This window comes from Xanthobacter nonsaccharivorans, assembly GCF_043194755.2.
GTDB classification, from domain to species: domain Bacteria; phylum Pseudomonadota; class Alphaproteobacteria; order Rhizobiales; family Xanthobacteraceae; genus Xanthobacter; species Xanthobacter autotrophicus_G.
Genome location: NZ_CM195526.1, coordinates 625,911 through 640,946 on the forward strand (window position 1 = coordinate 625,911; position 15,036 = coordinate 640,946).

13 protein-coding genes are annotated in these 15,036 nt (G+C 65.9%); 2 read left to right on the forward strand and 11 right to left on the reverse strand.

The genetic code is table 11. The annotated features are described in order from the left end of the window. Window positions 1-7: 7 nt before the first annotated feature. Genes V5F59_RS02840 through V5F59_RS02885 form a run of 10 tightly spaced genes read right to left on the reverse strand, consistent with a single transcriptional unit; the run spans window position 8 to window position 10,149 of the window. A complete protein-coding gene (locus V5F59_RS02840) occupies window positions 8-1,006 on the reverse strand; it encodes an NADPH:quinone oxidoreductase family protein (protein ID WP_393983172.1) in 999 nt (332 codons plus the stop codon). 10 nt (window positions 1,007-1,016) lie between these two features. Then, window positions 1,017-2,132, reverse strand: a complete 1,116-nt coding sequence (locus V5F59_RS02845) for a CaiB/BaiF CoA transferase family protein (RefSeq protein WP_393983173.1) — start codon at window positions 2,130-2,132, stop codon at window positions 1,017-1,019. A 2-nt stretch (window positions 2,133-2,134) separates the two neighbouring features. Next, window positions 2,135-2,788 carry a 3-hydroxyacyl-CoA dehydrogenase family protein gene (locus V5F59_RS02850; protein WP_393983174.1) on the reverse strand — a complete coding sequence of 218 codons (654 nt, stop codon included), beginning with the start codon at window positions 2,786-2,788 and terminating at the stop codon, window positions 2,135-2,137. 4 nt (window positions 2,789-2,792) lie between these two features. After that, window positions 2,793-3,668: a 3-hydroxyacyl-CoA dehydrogenase family protein gene (locus tag V5F59_RS02855; RefSeq protein WP_393983175.1), complete on the reverse strand. Its 876-nt coding sequence runs from the start codon at window positions 3,666-3,668 to the stop codon at window positions 2,793-2,795. Between the two features lie 8 nt (window positions 3,669-3,676). Further along, window positions 3,677-4,843 carry an acyl-CoA dehydrogenase family protein gene (locus tag V5F59_RS02860; RefSeq protein ID WP_393983176.1) on the reverse strand — a complete coding sequence of 389 codons (1,167 nt, stop codon included), beginning with the start codon at window positions 4,841-4,843 and terminating at the stop codon, window positions 3,677-3,679. Between the two features lie 8 nt (window positions 4,844-4,851). Continuing rightward, the gene (locus V5F59_RS02865) at window positions 4,852-5,595 is read right to left on the reverse strand and encodes an SDR family NAD(P)-dependent oxidoreductase (protein WP_393983177.1); all 744 of its coding nucleotides are present in this window, start codon (window positions 5,593-5,595) and stop codon (window positions 4,852-4,854) included. 1 nt (window position 5,596) lies between these two features. After that, on the reverse strand, window positions 5,597-6,361 hold the full coding sequence (locus V5F59_RS02870) for an enoyl-CoA hydratase/isomerase family protein (protein WP_393983178.1): 765 nt from the start codon (window positions 6,359-6,361) through the stop codon (window positions 5,597-5,599). Window position 6,362: 1 nt separating this feature from the next. Next, window positions 6,363-8,048: a class I adenylate-forming enzyme family protein gene (locus tag V5F59_RS02875; RefSeq protein WP_393983179.1), complete on the reverse strand. Its 1,686-nt coding sequence runs from the start codon at window positions 8,046-8,048 to the stop codon at window positions 6,363-6,365. A 10-nt stretch (window positions 8,049-8,058) separates the two neighbouring features. After that, complete coding sequence (locus V5F59_RS02880; RefSeq protein WP_393983180.1) at window positions 8,059-8,838, reverse strand: enoyl-CoA hydratase-related protein; 780 nt, start codon at window positions 8,836-8,838, stop codon at window positions 8,059-8,061. Between the two features lie 54 nt (window positions 8,839-8,892). Further along, window positions 8,893-10,149: a CoA transferase gene (locus V5F59_RS02885; protein WP_509211181.1), complete on the reverse strand. Its 1,257-nt coding sequence runs from the start codon at window positions 10,147-10,149 to the stop codon at window positions 8,893-8,895. 170 nt (window positions 10,150-10,319) lie between these two features. Between V5F59_RS02885 and V5F59_RS02890 the strand changes: the two genes are divergently transcribed. Then, window positions 10,320-11,954 (forward strand): sigma 54-interacting transcriptional regulator, encoded by a 1,635-nt coding sequence (locus V5F59_RS02890; protein WP_509211182.1) that lies wholly within the window; start codon window positions 10,320-10,322, stop codon window positions 11,952-11,954. A gap of 69 nt (window positions 11,955-12,023) precedes the next feature. On the opposite strand, the gene V5F59_RS02895 is transcribed toward V5F59_RS02890, so the two are convergent. Next, on the reverse strand, window positions 12,024-13,241 hold the full coding sequence (locus V5F59_RS02895) for an ABC transporter substrate-binding protein (protein ID WP_393983204.1): 1,218 nt from the start codon (window positions 13,239-13,241) through the stop codon (window positions 12,024-12,026). A 482-nt stretch (window positions 13,242-13,723) separates the two neighbouring features. Between V5F59_RS02895 and V5F59_RS02900 the strand changes: the two genes are divergently transcribed. Beyond that, window positions 13,724-14,944 (forward strand): ABC transporter substrate-binding protein, encoded by a 1,221-nt coding sequence (locus V5F59_RS02900; RefSeq protein ID WP_393983183.1) that lies wholly within the window; start codon window positions 13,724-13,726, stop codon window positions 14,942-14,944. The last annotated feature ends 92 nt before the right edge of the window (window positions 14,945-15,036 follow it).

Consider the following 15,036-nt stretch of genomic DNA (forward strand, 5'->3'; position numbering starts at 1 on the left):
GCACCCATCACGCGCCCTCCCCGACACGAACCACGGTCTTGCCCTGCACCTTGCCCTGGGACACGAGGTCCAGCGCCTCGGGTAGCTCGGAGAAGGCAAAGTCGCGCATGATCCGCGGCTTCACAGCGCCAGCCCGCCACAGGTCGAACAGCTCCTGCTGCACCTGCTGGATACGCTCGGGCGTGCGGTCACGGTAATCGCTCCACTGCAGGCCACTGACTGCGATGTTCTTGAGCAGGAGGTAATTGACCTTGAGTGTCGGGATGTCGCCGGCGGCAAACCCGATCACCACGAGGCGGCCGCACCAGGCCACGGCACGCAGCGCACCGGCGAAGAAGTCACCGCCGAGCGGATCGAGCACCACGTCCGCGCCGTGGCCGTCGGTGGCGGCATGCACCTGGGCGCGGATACTTTCGCGCAGGTCCGGCACTGAAAGATCGATCACCGCATCGACGCCCGCTGCCCGCACCACCTCGGCCTCTTCAGGCGAGCGCACGCCGGCCAGCACCTTTGCCCCGAGGCCCTTGGCGATCTGCACCGCGGCCAGCCCGACGCCGCCGGCAGCACCGCCCACCAGGACCGTCTCGCCGCGCTTGTACTGGCCGCGCTCCACCAAGGCGAAATGCGCGGTCTGGTAGACGAGACCCATCGCCGCCGCCGCCTCGAAGGAGAGGCCGTCCGGCAGCTTGTAGGTTTGCTCCGGAGTCACGATCGCCTGTTCGGCGAAGGCCCCGTTCTCCACTTGCGCCATGATGCGGTCGCCGGGGGCATAGCCGTTGACGCCTGCCCCCACCGCCCGCACCACGCCGGCAAGGTCCTTGCCCGGCGTGAACGGCCGGGGCGGCAGGATCTGGTACTTGCCGGACACAACCAGCACGTCAGGGAAATTGATGCCGGCGGCCTTCACGTCCACCACCATCTGCCCCGGACCGGGGACGAGGTCGGGAAGCTCGTCCACCCGCATGGTGGAGGGAGCGCCATGCTCCCAGACACGATAGCTGCGCATTGTGTACCCTTCAGACTTCAAGCAGGGGGTCGACGGTTTCGCCAAGCTGCGGCGCTGTCCCGCGTGTCACATGGGGGCGAAACACGGGCGCGAGCGGCACCGGCAACGCCGGGATCTCTCGGCCACCCGCCTTGAGCGTGTGCGCAAACAGATGGCGGGCTGAAACATGCGCATCCGAGACCGCTTCATCGAGGGTCGCGACAATCGAGCAGCACACGTCCTGGCCGGCGAAGGCTACGCGCCACTGATCAGCCGTGCGGGAGGCGATCCGCTCCGCCACGGCCGCCTTGACGACTTCGACTTCGGCACCAGGATCACGCAGCGGTTCCGGCAGATCAATGATGCGGGTGAAGTTCTCCCAGAACTTGTCCTCGATCGGCGCTGCCGCAAGGTAGCGGTCGTCCGATGTGCGATAGATCTGGTAGCGTGGTGAGCCTCCAGTCACGAGCGACTGTCCGCCGGTCGGCCAGCCATTTCCCGTGAAGCCCTCTCCGAGCGCCCAATAAAGGAAAGTGAAAAGGCTGTCGCCCATCGCCACGTCGAGATAGCTCCCGAGGCCTGTTTGGTCCCGCTGCCTGAGGGCCAGCAGGATGTTGATGACGGCGGGCATGGTGCCGCCTGCCACGTCCGCCGCCAGCACCGGCGGCAGCACGGGCGCGCCGTCCGCGCCCGCCGAAAGCCCGAGCACACCGGTCTCGGCCATGTAGTTGAGGTCGTGCGATGCCACCTGCGCCTTGGGGCCGGTCTGGCCCCAACCGGTGATGGAGCAATAGACGAGCTTCGGATTGAGCTTTCGCACCGCGTCGTAGCCGAGGCCCAGACGCTCCATCACGCCGGGCCGGAACTGCTCGATGATCACGTCCGCGGTCTGAATCAGTGGCTTCAGCCGCTCGACCGCATCCGGCGCCTTCAAGTCGATGGCGATGGACTGCTTGCCACGGTTGAGCATAACGAAGTTGACGCTGTCCGCGCCCAGCTTGGGTTCGTAGCTGCGCATTTCGTCGCCCCGGCCGGGACGTTCGATCTTGACGACGCGGGCGCCGGCCTCGGCGAGGAAGAGGCTCGCCAGCGGCCCCGGCAGGAGGGTGGAGAAATCGAGGACCAGAACGCCTTCCAGTGGACGCATGCTCACCTCCCCTTGAGCTGGCGGGCCTTCGCCACCTGCGCGCGGCGCGCAGGGGCGTAGGCGGGATTGCCGAGCGCCTCGTGGAGCGCCGACGTCACGTCATGGTGCGCGGCGAGCCCGGTGCGCTCCAGAAGCTCGATGGGGCCGTCCGGATAGCCGAGGCCGAGCTTGAGGGTCAGGTCCATGTCGGAGGCGGTGGCGAGCTTCGCGTCGAGCCGGCCGAGGGCGGCGTTGTAGTAGGGCCGCACCAGCCGATCGACGATGCGGCCCGGGAAGTCGCCGCACACCGCGGTCTTCAGGCCGTGAGCCTCGAACAGCGCTCGGGCCGCCGCCAGCGCCTCGGGCGCCGTGCCCGGCTGGCGCACGATCTCGACCAGATCGGAGGGCTTGGCATCGCCGAGGCGGAAGCGGGCGAAGCCGAGCGCGTTGGAGCCTTCATCGCCGCGGCTCTCGCCGGTATGGACGCCGAGGCACTCGGTGCCAAGTTCGATCAGGATCGCGACATACGCGGTCCTGTCGGCGACCTCGGCAAAGGCGCGGCCTGCGCCGGTACCGGCGAGCACGAGCACCTCGCCGGAGGCGGAGGCGCCGTCGATCAGGGGATGGGCTTCGGGGAAGGAGCGGCTGTCGCCGGTCTGGATCACGCGGTAGGACATGGCATCAGGCTCCGAAGATGGCGGCGGTCTCGTAGGAGAGGAAGCCGCGCTTCGTCTTGCGGCCGAGACGGCGAGCGGCGACCATGCGGCGCAGCAGGGGGGGGCAGGAGGCGCGCGGCTCGTTCGTCACGCCATACAGGGCCTCGCAGAGCAGCACCTGGGTGTCGAGGCCTACGAGGTCGAGCAGTTCCATCGGCCCCATGGCGTAGCCGAGCGCGCCCTTGATGGCCTTGTCGATCTCGGCCGGCTCGGCGACCCCCTCCTCCACGAGGCGGATGGCATCGTTGTTGAAGGGCACGAGGAAGTAATTGAGGATGAAGCCGGGTGCGTCCTGCGTCTTCACCGGGCGCTGGCCCATCTCCTCGCAAAGCCTCCACGCCCTCTCGAAGCTCTCGGGCGAGGTGTTGAGGCCGGGCGACATTTCCACCAGCTTCATCAGCTGCGCCGGCAGGCAGAAGTGCATGCCCACGAAACGGTCGTCGCGACCGGACTTGGCGGCGATCTCGGTGATGGAGAGGGTCGAGGTGTTGGAGGCGAACAGCGTCTCCGGCGGGCACACCGCGTCGAGCGCCGAGAACAGCTTCCCCTTGACCTCCAGCTCCTCGAAGATGGCCTCGATGACGAGGCCGCAGGGCGCCATGGCGGCAATGTCGCTGGTGGCGGACACCCGGCCCATGATCTCATCCACCTGGTCCTGGGTGAGCTTGCCGCGCTGCACCGACTTGGCGAAGAACGCCTTCATCTGCCCCACGGCGCCCTCGGCGCGCGCCTGGTCGATGTCGAAAATGATGGTGGGGAAGCCGCCGCGCGCCGCGACGATGGCGATGCCTGTGCCCATGGTGCCCGAGCCGGCGACGCCAATGGTGATCTTGTCGGTCATGGTTGTTCTCAGCGCTCGATGAAGCTGCGGCCGATGAGCTGGCGATGGATCTGGTTCGTGCCTTCCCAGATCTGCGTGATCTTGGCGTCGCGCATCAGGCGCTCGACCTTGTATTCCTTGACGTATCCGTAGCCGCCGTGGAGCTGCACCGCCTCGGTGGCCATGCGCATGGCGAGGTCGGAGGCGCGCATCTTCAAGATGGAGGCCTCGATGCCGATATCGGTGATGCCGGCATCCACCATCCGCCCCACCTGCATCATGAACGAGTCGCACAAGGCAAGCTCGCTCGCGAGGTCAGCCAGCAGGAACTGGATGCCTTGGAACTCGATGATCTTCTTGCCGGACTGCTTGCGGCCGTTGATGTAGCCCGTCGCCTCCTCAAACGCGGCGCGCGCGATGCCGAGCGCGTGGGCGCCCACCGAGGGGCGCGACTTGTTGAGGGAGGCGAGCAGCAGCTTGAGGCCCTCGCCGGGCCCGCGCAGCAGGTTTGCCTTCGGCACGCGGCAATTGTCGAAGGAGAGCGTCGCCGTGGACGAGGCGCGGTGGCCCATCTTGTCCTCGAGGCGCACCACCGAGAGCCCGGGCGTGCCCTTCTCGAGGATCAGGCAGGAGATCGCCTGCTTGGCGTCGGCCGTCTCCGACCACTTGCCGAAGATCACGTAGAGGTCGGCCACGTCACCGTTGGTAATGAAGGTTTTGGAGCCGTTCACCACGATGTCGTCGCCCTCGGGCGTGAACTTCGTGCGCATGCCGGTGGCATCGGAGCCGGCGTCGGGCTCGGTAATGACCAGCGCGGCGAGGCCACCCTCGGCGATACGCGGCAACAGGCGCTGCTTCTGCTCCTCCGTGCCGAAGTCGATCAGCGGCTTTATGGCGTGGAAGTTCGTCGCCCAGATGATGCCGGTGGAGGCGCAGGCCGCCGAGATCTCCCTGACGCAGGCCAGATAGGAGAGGTACGAAAGGCCGGCGCCGCCATAGGCCTCCGGCACGAACATGGCATTGAGCCCGAGGGCGTTGATGCCCTTCACGTTCTCCCAGGGAAATTCCTTGGTCTCGTCATGATGGGCGGCGCGCGGGGCGATCTCGTCGCGGGCGAAATCGCGCACGCTTTGGAGCAGAAGCGCCTCATCCTCGGGAAGGCCGAGCTGGGCGTCCAGGCGGGAGATAACGTTCATCGGCGTCCTCAATGGGCCATGCCCTGACCGCCATCGAGATAGATGGTTTCGCCGGTCAGGAAGGGAATGTTCTCGTCGAACAGGCAGGCAATGAGCCGCCCTACCTCGTCGGCCTTCGCCGGCCCGCCTACGGGGATGCGGGCGGCGAGGAAGGCGCGGGTCTTCTCGGAGGCCAGAAAGTCCTTGTTCAGGTCGGTCTCGATATAGCCGGGGGCCACGGTCATCACGCGGATGCCCTTCTGCGCCCACTCCACCGCCAGGCAGCGGCTGATGGCCGCCACCGCCGCCTTGGAGGCGCAATAGGCGGTGTTGTGCTTCACACCGAGCTTGTCGAAGAACGAGCCCATGTTCACGATCAACCCCCCGCCGGCCGCCACCAGATGCGGATAGGCCTGCTGACACACCGAGAAGGTGGCGGTGGTGTTGGTCCGCAGCACCTCCTCGAACTCGGAAAGCGGCTGGTTCTCGGAGCGGTTAGTGAGGTGGACGCCGGCATTGTTGACGATGCCGTCAATGGAGCCGGCGGTCTTGGCAAACGCCGTCATCGCCTCGGCGATGCTGGCGGCGTCGCCCACGTCGCCCTTCAGCGGCACCAGGCGGGCGCGGATATCGTCCGCGATCTCGACGCCCTCGGGGCCGGTCCCGCGGCGGGAGACGCAGCCGACCCGGTGGCCGCGCCGGGCGAGTTCCAGGGCGGCGACGGCGCCGATGCCACGGCTGGCGCCGGTGAGGAGAATGTTGCGGGGTGTCATCTCAACGATCCTGGAACTGCGGCTTGCGCTTCTCGACGAACGCGGTGAGCCCTTCCACCGCGTCCGCGGTGCGGAAGGCGAGGGTGGAGAGGTCGGCCTCGATGCGCAGGCCCTCGCTGATGGGGGTGCCCAGCGCGCGGCGCACCGCGTCGCGGGCGAAGGTGAGGGCGGGCAAGCCGTGGCCGGTGAACTCGCCGGCGAAGGTCTTCGCCGCTTCCAGCACGTCGCCCTCCGCCAGCCGGTTGACGAGGCCCATGGCGAGCGCCTCCTCGGCGCCGACGGTGCGGCCCGTCATCACCATTTCCAGCGCGCGGGCCTCGCCCACGAGGCGCGGCAGACGCTGGGTTCCGCCGTAGCCGGGAATGAGCCCGAGCTTGATCTCCGGCAGGCCCATCTTTGCCTTCGGGGACGCGACGCGGAACGTGCAGGCCATGGCCAGTTCCAGACCCCCGCCGAAAGCATAGCCGTTGATGGCGGCGATGGATGGCACCTTGAAGGTGTCGAGCTTGGCGAAGGTGCGCTGACCGAGTTCGGCGCCGGCGCGCTCCTCCATCAGCGGGCGGCCCATCAGTTCCTTGATGTCCGCACCCGCGCAGAACGCCTTCTCGCCCGCGCCGGTGAACACCAGGGCCCGGATGTCCCAGCCCGCCGCCTCGTCGATGGCCGCGCTGATGTCGCGGATGATGGCGAAGGACAGCGCGTTCAGCGCCTCCGGCCGGTTGAGGGTGATGATGGCGAGCGCGCCGTCCCTCATGAGGTCGACCATGTCAGGCTCCTTTGGCGAGCGACGCGTCTGGCGCCCGGAAGCGCACGGGAGTCGGCGACAGGGCGCCGACGCGGACCTTCTCGACCATCTCGCGCTTCAGCACCTTGCCGCTGGCGGTGACCGGGAAGGCATCCAGCTCCAGGTAGAATTCCGGCATGTCGTACTTGGAGAGCCCGGCCTCGAAGAGGTGGGCCAGCATCTCCTCGGCCGCGATGCGGGCGCCGTCCTTGGCGATCACCGCCAGGCACACCTTTTCCCCCAGCCGGTCGTCGCGCACCGGAAACGCCGCCACCTTGAAGGCGGACGGGTGGCGGATGGCGAGGTCCTCGATCTGCGAGGGATAGATGTTGTGCCCGCCGCGGATGATGAGGTCCTTGGAGCGGCCCACGATCTCGAGGTTGCCGGCGGCGTCGAGCCGGCCGAGGTCGCCGGACATGAACCAGCCGTCTGCGTTGAAGGACTGCTCGGTGGCGCTCTGGTTGCCGAAATAGCCGAGCATGAGGCAGGCGCCGCGCCCGCCGATCTCGCCCATCTCGCCGGGCGCGGCCTCCAGGTCGTGGTTATCGGCCTTGAAGATCCTGACCTCGTAGGCGGCGCAGGCCTTGCCGCAGGTGCGCACCATGGTCTCCACGTCGTCGTCCGGGAGCGTGTACTGGTGCGAGCCGTTCTCGGTCATGCCGTAGATGTTCTGCGGCTTGACCCCGTAGCCGAGGAAACGCCGCGCCACCTCCATCGGGATGGCCGCGCCCGCGAGGTAGAAGGTCCTCACATTGCCGATGCCGCCGAGACCGCGCCGCTCGATCTCGCCCAGGAGGTCGATGGCGTGGGTAGGGACGCCCATGACGTAGGTGGCCTCGGTCTCGATGATGCGGTCGAGCGGGCTCTGGCCGCGCGGCGCGTCGTTCACCACCAGCTCGGCGCCGGAGACCAGCATCTGCTCCAGCGCTACCGTTGAGATGTGGTGGCTCTGCGGGCTCAGCGAGTAGATCACCGTGTCCGGGCCTACGTTCCAGTCACGGACCATGGCGCGGCCGTTGGAGATGAGCGTGTTGTCGGAATGCATCACGCCCTTGGGCTGGCCGGTGGTGCCCGAGGTGAAGGCGAGATAGGTCACCTTGTCGGGATTCGCTACCGGCTCCGTGCTGGGCGCGGGGCCGTCCGCCGCCGGGAAGTCGGCGATCCGCTCCGCGTGAATCGGCGCGCTGCCGCCCACCGCGTAGAGCCGGCGCATGGCCGGCAGGGCGAGGGCGGCCGCGAATACGTCGTGGCGGTCGGCATCGGCGCCGTGGCCTGGCTGGGCCACCAGCGCGGCGGCGCCGCATCGCTCCATGAGCGTGACGATCTCGCCCACCGTGTGGTTCACGTGGAGCGAGGGCGCACACACGAGGCCGGCCCGAGAGCAGGCCAGCATCACGATCACCGATTCGACCCGGTTCGGCAGCCACACGCCGACCCGGTCGCCGTGCCGGAGGCCGGCGGCAGCGAAGTCGGCGGCGGTGGCGTCTGCCCAGCGGATCAACTCCGCCCAGGTAAGGCGTCGGGAGCCATCGGCGAGGGCGTAGGCGCCCGGCCGCTGCGTGGCATGGGCCGCGGCAAGGCCGTAGAGGGTGTCGTCCTGCCACTGCCCGGAGGCGTAGTACGCCCGGGCGATGGCGGGATCGTGTAGGGTGAGAAGTGTGGGCTGCATGGGGCAGCCCTCACTTGCCGAACTTCGTGGGGTCGGGTTTGCGGCGGTTCGCGAAGGAATCGGCGAGCTCGTGGGACTCGTCGCTATCCAAGTAGCCCCGCAGCAGGAGGTCGTGGGCCATGCGGGCGAGCCCGCCAACGCCCGAATGGCGTGCCGAGAAGGCCGCCTTCAGCGAGGCGATGGCGAACGGGCCGCGATCGGCGATAGCGAGCGCCATCTCACGGGTGGCCTCGGCCAGCTTGTCGTCCGGCACCACCTTGTTGATGAGTCCGTAGGACAGCGCCTGTTGGGCGGTCAGCTTCTCGTTGAGGTACCAGATCTCCTTCGCGCGGCGCTTGCCGACGATGTCCTCCAGGAACCAGGTACCGTAGCCGGCGTCGAACGAGCCCACCATGGGGCCGACCTGCCGGAACACGGCGCTTTCCTTGGCGATGGCGAGGTCGCACACCATCTGGAGCACGTTGCCGCCACCCACCGCGAAGCCGTTGACGGAGGCGATCACCGGCTTCTGGAGGCGCTCGATGGCGTCGTACATCTCCAGCGTCGGCAGCACGCCGGCATAGAGGTTGGTCTTTTCCAGCCCGTCCTTGCGGCCGCCGGTGCAGAAGAACTTGTCGCCGGCGCCGGTGAGCACCACCACGCGGGTGCGGGTCTCGTTGCGGATGGTCTCGATGCAGTCGCGCAACTCGCGGCACATCACGGCGTTGAACATGTTGCCGTCGTCGGGGCGGTTCAGCGCGATGGTGCCGACCGGGCCGTCTTCGCTGTAGAGAATGGTCTCGTACGACATGCGTAAGCGTTCCTTCCTGATAAAATTCTTTTCGGCGCGGGACCGCGATGTGTCTCAGATGACGCCTTTTGCCTGCAGCTCGGTGATGGCCTGTTCGTCATAGCCGAGGAGCTGACCCAATATCTCCTCGCGATGCTCGCCGAGGCGTGGCGGAGGCGAAAAAAAGCCGGCCGGCTTGCCGTCCATGTGAATGCCAAGGGCCACCTGGGGCACGTCGCGGCCGTCCTTCACCACCCGGTAGAAGGTGGAACGCGCCTGGAAGTGCTCGTCCGCCACCACCTCGTCGAGGCGGTAGATGGGGCCGGCGGGCACCTTTGCGGCGGCGAAGCGGCGCAGCCACTCGGAGCGCGGCTGTGTGAGCAGGATCTGCTGGATGCGGGCGACGATCTCGCCCCGGTGCAGGCGGCGGTCGGCATTGGTGGCGAGGTGGACGGCGGCGGCCTCCTCGGGATGCTCCACCGCCTCCCAGAACCGGCGCCAGATGGCGTCGTTGCCGAGGCCCAGGGTCATCGGCAGATCCTGGGTTTCGAAGGTCTGGTAGATGGCGATCACGCTGTCGCGGCCGCCGGTGCGGCGCGACACCTCGCCCGAGCCGAGGTAGGGCAGGATGCGCGGCGACATGAAGCGGATCATGCTCTCGGTCAGCGACACGTCGATGCTGGCGCCATGGCCGGTGGCGGCGCGCCGGTGCAGGGCGGCGAGCACCGCCATGGCGGCGTCGGCGCCGGCCAGCATGTCGGCGGCGGGGGCACCCACCTTCTGCGGCTCGGCGTCGGCCGGGCCGGTCAGGTCCATGACGCCGCTGTAGCCCTCGGCGATGAGGTCGTAGCAGGGCAGGCCGGCGCGCGGGCCGGTGAGGCCGAAGCCGGTGAGCGAGACGTGGATGAGGCGGGAGCGGGACGCGCGCAGGGTGGCGGCATCGAGCCCGAGCTTTTTCTGGACGCTCGAGAGCTGATTGGTCACCACCACGTCCGCGGTGTCGATGAGCTCTGCCAGCACCTGCCGCCCCTCCTCGCCGGAATAGTCGAGGGAGAGGCTCTTCTTGTTGCGGTTCACGGACAGGAACCACAGGGATTCGCCGTCCAGGAAAGGGGGGCCCCAATGGCGGGCGTCGTCGCCGGCCGGCCGTTCCACCTTAATCACCTCGGCGCCGAAATCCGAAAGCAGCATGGTGGCATAGGGGCCGGCGATGGAGGTGGTGAGGTCCACCACCCGGACATTTGAGAGAATCCGAAATGACTCGTTGACGTGCCCCACGGGCAGGTTCGAGCTGGGCAGTTCTTCAGCGGGAAGGGGGGTTATTTTCATCATTGGCACGGTCCTCGCCGCCCCATTGGAGCAAGGCCTATGCCAAGAGTTGGAATCAAACGGAACTCTCCGCATTTGCCGCTTGCGTTCCGCAAAATTTGCCTGCTAGATGTTTCTGATCCAGACACTGAAATACTCTCTGTGTCTTTTAAAACTACAAAATCGAGACTGGGATGGCGACGCCACTAGAGATTGTTATCGTCGACCGCGCCGGGGCGTTGGCTTTCGCCTCTCAACGACTCCAGGCTTCCGGACTTGCGGAGGAGGTTCGCACCCATGTCCGCGGGGTAGCCAAGGGGAGAAGAATTTTTACGCTCCCTTTCGGTGATGCGTCGCACGTGGTCGTCTGCGGCCAAACCGGCGATGGCATGACCGCCGCTCTTGTTCATCCGGAGGACAAGGCGTCCACGCTGGTGGACTTTGTCCTCAGCGTGGACATCGCCTTCGACATCCTGAATCACTTCCTCACCAATCCCTACGAGGGCATCACGGTCGTCGATCGCGACGCGGTGTTGCGCTATGTGAGCCCAGTGCACGAGCGCTTCTTCGGTTTCGAACGCGGTGGCGCGCTGGGTCGTCCGGTGCAAGAGGTGATCCAGAACACCCGGCTGCATGTGGTGGCCCGCACCGGCAATGCCGAGATCGGGCAGGTGCAGGAGATGCGCGATGTCACGCGGGTGGTGAACCGGGTGCCCATCCATCACGACGGCGAATTGGTCGGCGCCATTGGCCGGGTCATGTTCAAGGCGCCGGAGGAGGTGCACGAGCTGTCCCGCCAGATCTCCACGCTGCGCGCCGAGGTGGACTACTACAAGAAGGAGCTGGCGGGCCTGCGCCACCGGACCTTCGGCCTCGACGAAATCGTGGGCGAGAGCGAGTCCATCCGCCGTCTGAAGGAGGAGATCCGCAAGGTGGCGCCCCTCGACGTACCAGTCTTCGTGTCCGGCGAGAGCGGATCGGGGAAGGAGCTCGTGGCCCATGCCATCCACAATTTGAGCCGTCGCATGGAACGACCCATGGTGGTGGTCAATTGCGGCGCGCTGCCGGCCAATTTGGTGGAGAGCGAATTGTTCGGCCACGAGGCCGGCGCCTTCACCGGCGCACGGCGCGAGGGACGTGCGGGCAAGTTCGAGATGGCGGACCGCTCCAGCCTGTTCCTCGACGAGATTGGCGACATGCCGATGGAGACGCAGGTCAAGCTCCTGCGGGTCATTGAGAATGGCGTCTTCGAGCGGGTCGGCTCCAATCGCAGTCGTTCCACCAACTTCCGGCTCGTCAGTGCCACCAACCGCGATCTGAGGCGCCTGATCGCCGAGGAGGCGTTCCGTGCCGACCTCTATTTCCGAATCAACGGCGTGACACTGCGCGTGCCGTCCCTGCGCGAGCGCACCTCTGACATTCCCCTGCTCGTGAAGCATTTTGTGCAGCGCATCGGCCCGCGCATCGACTCGAAGATCCACCGCGTTCATCCCAAGGCATTGGACATGCTCCAGACGCTCCCGTGGCCCGGAAACGTGCGCCAACTTCACCATGAGGTGCGGCGCGCCATGATCTTCGCGGACGGCGGCGAATTGACGTTGGCCAACTTCCGGGACCTCGACGACATGCCGGAGGAGGCGGTGAGCTCCGCCGTCCCGGAGGCGTCGAGCGTGACCACCATCCGCGAGACCGTCGGAAGCATGGAGTATGCGCTGATCCGGGAGGCGCTGGACCGCCACAAGGGCAATAAGAAGAAGGTCGCCGCCGAACTGGGGATCTCTCGTTCTTATCTCTATAAAAAACTGGGCGAGATGTCCTCTCGCCCATAGTTGGGAGTGATCGCTCGGAACGGGCATGGCCGCGCGAGACTTGATGTCCCTTTTTGCGGCTCCACCACTTCAGCCTTTCTTCACCAGCTTGCAGGTGGACTTGTCCAACGGCTGGAAAGCCTCATCGCCGGGGATCGTGCGCAGCACCTTCATCAGGTCCCATTCGTTCTTCGATTCCTCGGGCTTCTTGGCCTCCACCAGATACATGTCGTGCACCATGCGGCCATCGGCCCGGATGACGCCGTCCTTGGCGAAGAAATCGTTGATGTGGTTAGCCTTCATCCAGTCTGTCACCTTCTGCGCATCGTCGGACCCGACGGCCTGGACGCCCTTCAGATAGTGCATGGTGGCGGAATAGGCGCCGGCCTGGACCATGGAGGGCTGGGCCTTCATCCGGGCATAGTATTTCTTCGCGAATGCGCGGCTTTCGTCATCGCGGTCCCAGTAATAGCCGTCCGTGAATTTCAACCCCTGCGCCACCTGAAGGCCAAGAGCCTTAACATCATTGATGAACACCAACATGGCCGCGAGACTTTGGCCACTCTGGGTGATGCCAAACTCGCTGGCTTGCTTGACCGAATTGACGAAGTCGCCGCCCGCATTGGCAAGGCCGATCACCTGCGCCTTGGAGGATTGCGCCTGAAGCAAGTAGGAGGAGAAGTCCGCCGAGGAGAGCGGGGCGCGCACATTGCCCAGCACCTTGCCGCCATTGGCGAGCACGACACGGGACGTGTCGGCCTCGAGCGCATGGCCGAAGGCATAGTCGGCGGTGATGAAGAACCAGTTCTTGCCACCTTCCTTCACAATGGCCGAGCCGGTGCCCGTGGCGAGCGCGTAGGTGTCGTATACATAGTGGATACCATAGGGCATGCAGCCGGCATTGGTGAGGCCGGTCGTCGCGGAGCCGGCTCCAATGATGACGCGTTTCCTCTCTTCGCCGAGGCGGAACAAGGCGAGCGCGGAAGCGCTGTCCGTGGACTCGACGACCATGTCGACCCCTTCAGTATCAAACCAGCGCCGGGCGATGCCCGAGGTAACGTCCACCTTGTTCTGATAATCCGCCGAGACCACCTCGATGGGTTGGCTGTTAACCTTGCCGCCGAAATCCTCGACAGCCATCTTCACTGCCTCGACGACGCCGGGGCCGCCATGGCGCGAGTAAACGCCGGTCATATCGACGATGGCGCCAATCTTCACTGAGCTACCGTTAGTATTTTGCGCAGAGAGTGGGGCTGGAGACGCCGTAACGGCTGCCGCAAGTACAGCTGCGCCGAAGCTGGCGCGGATGGGGGGGAAATTCACTGGCGTCCTCCTTCACTTTCGGCGGCGCACACATTTTGGCGCCGGTGATTGATGAGGTCGCTCACGCAATATTTGGGCCACTATATAAAATATTGTTTTAATTATATTTTTTTCGACATGGAGATTTTTTGTGTAGTCACCGAAGACACCATTTCCAAAAAGTGAGTGGCCTTCCGCAGGCCATCAGCTGCTGGCAATCCTTGGCGCGCGTGGCTCCTTGACCTCGCACCTTGAAGTATCACCTCCGCTGAGATGGCGCCGATTGGGTGTCCCTCGCACAGACAACTGCTGACCGTCACGCCGACAGCCATGGCATGTCGCTTAATACCCTCCTCTCAGAGGAGACGTTGCAAATAAACAATTTTACCCCATGGCACGGCGCTTGCTGGTGGCCAGTCATACCGCTCGCCCCTCACAGGGGAATGCACCAAAAGCACAACTGAGTGGACATCGCGGGAGGAAACGCCATGCGAGTGAAGAAGTTCTTGTTTCTCGTCGGTGCATTGGCCTGTTTTCATGCCCCTCAGGCAATGGCGCAAAACTCGACCGCACGAACAGTGAAGATTGGTGTCCTCAGTGACTTATCGGGGCCCTATGCCGACGTCGGCGGAATGGGGTCTGTCGTCGCCGCGCGCCTGGCGATCGAGGATTCAGGCCTGCCGAAGAAGGGATGGACCATCGAGGTCGTCGCGGCCGACCACCAGAACAAGGCGGACATCGCCGCGAACACCGCGCTGAAATGGTACGATACGGAAGGTGTCGACGCCATCACGGACCTCGTCAATTCGGCGGCGGCCCTGGCCGTCAGCCAGATCAGCCGCGATAAGAACAAGGTCGTCCTCGCCTCCGGCCCGGCGACATCGGACCTGACAGGGAAGGCCTGCTCCCCCAACACCGTCCACTGGACGAGCGATACCTGGGCTTTCGCCAACGGCACCGGCAAGGCGTTGGTGAAGACCGGCGGCGACACGTGGTTCTTCCTGACCGCGGATTACACCTTCGGCCATTCGCTGGAGCGGGACACCGAGAAGGTGGTACTGGAGAGCGGCGGCAAGGTGCTCGGCAAGGTGCGCGCGCCGATCGGTACCTCGGACTTCGCTTCGTTCCTGCTGCAGGCACAGGCCTCCAAAGCCAAGATCGTGGCCCTCGCCAACTCGGGCGCGGACACCATCAACGCTATCAAGCAGGCCGCCGAGTTTGGCCTCGTGGCGGGCGGCCAGCGCATGGCGGGCATGCTGCTCTACATCGTGGACATCCATTCCCTGGGGTTGAGGGCGGCCCAGGGCACGGTGCTGACGTCCCCCTTCTACTGGGACATGAACGACGACACCCGCAGCTTCGCCGCCCGCTTCGCCTCCCAGATGCGCGGCGCGAAGCCCACTATGATCCAGGCCGGCACCTACAGCGCGGTCCTGCATTATCTCAAGGCGGTCGAGGCTCTCGGGGACTCCAAGGACGGGACGCGCGTCGTCGGCACCATGAAGGATATGCCGACCGATGATCCCCTGTTCGGCAAGGGCCGGATCCGGGCCGACGGGCGCAAGATCCATCCCATGTACCTGTTCCAAGTGAAGTCTCCCGAGGAGTCGAAGGGGGACTGGGACTACTACAAGCTGCTCGCGACGATCCCGGCGGAGGAGGCCTTCCGCCCCCTGGACGAGGGCGGATGCCCCCTGGTCGGTAAGTAGGCGCCACGGCCGGTGCGCCTGCACCCTCATTCGGGCGGAGACATCATGAAAGCAGTGCTTGTGCGTGACTTCGGCCCATTCGGGAACGCCCG